This is a genomic window from Alienimonas chondri, assembly GCF_013036045.1.
Taxonomy (GTDB): Bacteria; Planctomycetota; Planctomycetia; order Planctomycetales; family Planctomycetaceae; genus Alienimonas; species Alienimonas chondri.
The window spans coordinates 1-4878 of sequence record NZ_WTPX01000237.1; the positions used below are offsets into that span (position 1 = coordinate 1).

At 72.4% G+C, this 4878-nt stretch carries 1 protein-coding gene; it reads right to left on the bottom strand.

Annotated elements, in window-relative coordinates; genetic code table 11:
- Positions 1-4878: coiled-coil domain-containing protein (locus LzC2_RS20265; protein ID WP_171189847.1), on the bottom strand; the 4878-nt coding region annotated here is incomplete at both ends.

Here is a 4878-nt window from a genome sequence, read left to right on the forward strand (position 1 = left end):
GGCCGGCGGGGCAAGCGTTTCGGCCAACGCCTGAGCTTCCGCGGAGAGCGCCGCTTCCGCCGCCGCGACCGCGTCCCGGGCGGCCACGTCCGCGTTCGGATCGGCCGGCGGCGGGGGTTCGCCCTCGCCGCCGTCTCCCTCGCCAGCTTCGTTCGCAGACGCTTGAGCTTCGGCCTGTGCGGCGGCTTCGGCGAGTTGTCCTTCGGCGGTCGCCGATTCGCCCTCGGCGAGTTCGGCCACGGCCTCCGCGGCCCGTTCGAGGGCTTCGGCGTTCGCCGGCTGGCCGAGTCGCTCCTCATGCCGGGCGGCTCGTTCCAGATCCGCGGCGGCATCGGCGACCCGCTCCGTGACCGCGGCCTGACGCTGTTCCGAGCGCGCCAGCTCCTCCCCGGACGCGTTCAGTTCTCCCGCGAAGTCCGCGGCGGCGACGATCTCAGCGGCCTGCTCCTGGAGCGCCGCGGCGTCCTCCTCCGCCTCGCCCGCGAGTTGCTCCGCGAGTTGGGCGGCCGGGTTCTTCGCCTCCAAGTTCGGGTTCGGCTGTTTGCCGACCGCGTCTCGGTCCTGCTTCGCCTGCTCCTCGGCGGCCTTCGCAGCGTCGAGAGCCTGCTCCGCGGCTTCCTTGTCCGCCTGCTTCCGGGCGGCGTTCGCGGCGGCGTCGGCGGCCCGCCGGGCGCGGTTCGCATCGTCCGGCTCCTTGTCCGCGTCCTGCTGAGCCTTCTTCGCTTGGTTCTCCGCGTCACGGGCCTCCTTGTCCTCCTGACGCAGCTTCGATTCCGCCTGCTTCTTCTCGTTCGAGGCGGCGCGCAGATCCTGCTCGGCGTCCCGCTTCTGAGCCTCCCGCAGACGCTGGCGGTCTCTTTCGACTTCGCTCTGCCGGCGCTTCCGCTCGCCGTCGTCCTTGTGAATCTCCTCACCCGTTTTGGACGCGGCCTGTTCGCGAGCCTTGCCGAGGGCGTCGGCGGCTTGCTCCAACGCGTCGCGAGCCTGCTCCGCGGCGGCGGCGAGTTCCGGCAACGGGGCGTTCGCGTCGGCGCTACGGGCCGCCTCCTTCGCCTCGTTCAACGCCTCGCGGGCCTCCTGCAACGTGGCTTCCGCCTCCTCCGCCTTGCCCCGATCGGCCGCTCGGCGGGCGGTGTCCGCGGCTCGGGCCGACAGTCGCTCCGCCGCCTGCGCCAGGTCCTTGAGGTTCTCGGCGATGGCCTGCTTTTTCTGTTGGAACGCCTCGTCGGAGCGGTCCAGATCGCTTTGAATGTCCCGCTCTTCCTCGGCGGAATCCTCCAACACGTTCTGGGCGTCCGCGGCGGCGTCCGCGGCGATCTCGGACAACGCCTCACGCATCGCCGGGTTCACCGCCAGCTCGTCTTCCAACTGCTCCAGCAGCGCCTGCGGGTCGCCCGCGGCGGCCTCGGCGAGGGCTTCGGAGGGGGCGAATCGCTCTTCGAGTTCCTCCGCGGCGCCGGCTTCGGCGGCGGCGTCCTGAAGGGCGTCGCGGGTCTCCGCGATCTCCTCCGGCGAGGCGCCGGCGTCCATCCGCTCGAAGTGCTCCGCGACGAGGTCCAGCGCCTCGGCGGTCGCGGCCTGCTGTTCGGCGGCCTCGGTCAGCGGTTCGGTCTTCTCCTCGGCGGAGGCGGTCTCGTCCGCGGCGACGTGGGCGGCCTCGGCGAGCGCTTCCTCGGCGGCTTCCGCGGGCGCATCGACCGCGGCGACGGCGGCGTCCGCGTCCTTCGCCCGGTTCCGCTGGGCCTCGTCGGTGAGATCCTGCCGGTCGGCGTCATCGGCGAGCGCCTCGGCCAACTCCGCGAGGTCCGCCTCTGCGGCGGCCTGCTCTCGGGCCAGTTCCCGCACCGCTTCGCGGGCGTCTTCGGCGGCTTGTTCCGCCTGCTGCTCGGCCTCGGCGGCAAGCTCCGGGGCGGCGTCCGGCGTCGTCGCGGCGGCTTCGGCGGCGGCGACCGCCTCGGCTTCCGCTTCGATCGCTTCGGCGACGGCTTCGGCGGCCTCTTCACGCTCGCGGGCCGCTTCGGCGGCGGCGCGGGCGAGTTCGGGGATCGTCGGGGCGTACTTCATCAGCACGGCCCGGGCTTCGGACAACGTCGGGGCGAGGTCCGCCTCGACCGCCCGCAGCGCCGCCGCGTAGGTCGCCAGTTCGGCGTCCGCAGCGACCGGGCCGGCGTCCTTCCAACGGCGTTCGACGATCAACGGCTTCGCCCGCTGCACCGCGGGCGACCAGCGGGCCTCGTTGATCGAGTTCTCAATTCGGTTCCCCTCGCCCCGCGCGTCGGCGCGGCGAAGGCGGTCGACGGCGTATTCCAGCTGCCACTCGTGGGCGTCCCATTGGCGGGGGTGGTCGAGCCGGCCGGTGGGCGACTGGGCGCCCCAGCGTTCCCGTTCACGCAGCGATTCGGCGGCGCGGCGGGCGGCGGCGAGTTCGTGCCCCGCCTGCAACGTGCGGATCGCGGGGGCGATCTCCCGCAGGGCGAACGACGGAATCACGCTCTCCGGGGTCGTCTCTGCCGTGCCCGTCTCGGCGTCGGCATCGTTCGCCGGTTCTTCCCCGGTCGATTCGTCGCCGGGTTCCTCAATGACAGGCGATTCGATGAGGAGCCGTTCGCCGGCCGCGGCGGCTTCGGCGACGGCGGCGATCGCCCGTGAGGCGAGGCCGGCGTCGGCGGCGAACACGGTGTCCGCATCCGGCCGGGCCTTTTGCAGCGACCGCATGTCCCGCAGGCGATCGACCGTCGGGAGCAGCGCCCCGCGGGGGTCGGCGGCGAGTTTCGCGAGTTCTTCCCGCAGCTTCTCCAACTCCGCGGAGTCGTCCGCCGCGGCCTGTTTCGCCCGCTCTTCCTCCATGCGATCGACCACGCCGGCGGCCTCGTCGAGCCGGTCCGGCAGGTCGCCGGTGCGGTTCCACAGATCCCTCAGCGTGTTCTTGAACTCGCCGGAGAGGTTGTGGAGTGTGTTCGGTTTGTGGCGCCAGTTCAGGTCGTCCCGCACCTCGCGGGCGGCGTTCATGAACTTGCCGAGCGTCTCGGCGTTCGGGGCGCCGCTCTCGTCGAGGTTCTCCGCGGTCTCGCCCTCGGCGACGGCGCGGGCCAGCTTGGCGCGAAGCTCGGCGGTCCCTTTCCGCAGGCTGTCGACCTCGCGCTGGACGCGGTCCGTCAGCCGATCGCGGTGGCGGTCGGAGAAGGCCTCGATCGAGTCCAACCGGCCCGTGACCACCGCTTCCTGCCGGGCGAGCCGATCCCAGGAGAGATCGGGCGTCTCCACGACCCGCGCCTGCTGGCGGTGCACCGCGGCGAGATCCGCGGCGATCGCGGCGAGGAAGTTGTGCGTGGCGAAGCGACGGGCGAACTCCTCCGCCACCTTGGCATCGCCGGCGGCTCGCTCGAAGTCGCGGCGGGCCGCGTCGCGGATCTTGTCGACCGACTCGCCGCGCTCGGCGTCGCCGGCGGGGTCGGCGGCGGGGCGCGTGCCGATGTCGGAGACGAGCCGTCCCAGCAGCTCCAGTTCCAGCGCATCGGCGCCGGCGGGCTGGTTCGGCAGCGCGGCGATCAGCGTGGCGGTCAGGCTCGCGGCGGCGTCACGGCGGCGCCCGCGGAGGTCGCTCAGCAGGGCGTACTCCTCCGCCGTCGCGGCGGCGTCATCGGGGTTCTCTTTCACCCGTTCCAGAGCGGCATAGGCGAGTTCCTTCTGCTCTTCGACGGCCGAGGCGAAGGCGGCGAACTCATCCACCAACCGCAGCTTGCGCTCCGCGGCGAGATGGCGGAGCGTGTCGAAGTCCTCGCCGGCGATCAGCGCCCGCAGCGTGCCGCTCTGGCCGGTCTGGCCTTTGCGGTCGGTCGCGACGAGCTTCGTGCGGACTTCGTCGCCGGTCTTCAGACGCATCGGCAGCAGATCCCACCGCCACGCGGCGGCGAGGTCGCGGCCCCGTGTGTCGACCGCGGCGCCGCTTTGGTTCAGGCGGGGGACGGCATCGAACGCCAGCGGCGTCGCCTGCCACTCGCCGCCGTTGATCGAGACGAGTTGTTCCACCTGATCCAGCGGCACGTCGTCCGCGGCGGTCGCGGTGAGGTCCAGCAGATCGTCCGGCGGCAGCAGCAGGCCGGAGGCGGCGCCGGCGGGCAATTCTCCGAAGGCGACCGTGGGCGGGGCGTCGATCAGCGGGCGGATCTCGCTCCGCGGGGCGAAGGGGTTGTCGAAGCCGGTCTCCGCGCTCACCAGGTGCATCCGGTAGGTGCCGGGGGCGTCCATGGGGATCTCCGCCGTCCACCGCACCACGCCGTCGTCGCCCTCGGCGGAGGTCAGCGGGACGACGACCGGGTCAGCGTCCGGGTCGGCGGGGGAACGACGGAGTTCCGCCTCGCTGACCGGGACGTTCGGTTCGAGCGTCAGAGAAACCGTCGAGCCGGCGAGGGCGAACAGATCGCCGTGCGTTTCTGTGACGGTCTCCGGCGGCAGCTGGGCATAGTCCGGGAAGACGATCGTCTTGCCGAACGCCGTGATCCGCGGCCGCGGACGCACCGACAGCGTGTACCGCCGCGTGACCGCGTCGCCGGCCAGCACGCGGTAGGTCATGTCCTCTTCGCCCAACGACAGGTTCAGCGCCCATTCGTTGTCGGCCCCACCGGCGCTGGAAGACGGCCGCATGGGGTGCAGGCTCGGTTCTTCGTCGCCTTCCGATTCGGTTTCGAGGATCACCTCGTCGACGCTGCCGTCCAGCAAACCGTCGCCGCTGACGGCGACGACCATCGCCACGGTGTCGCCCGCCGGCAACATGCGGGAGGGCGGCGAGGGTTCGACGATCTCCACCTGCACGCGGGAGACGCGATCCAGGTTCGCCCCCGGCAGCGCGGCCCGGTGCAAGAGGTGCAGCACGCGCGG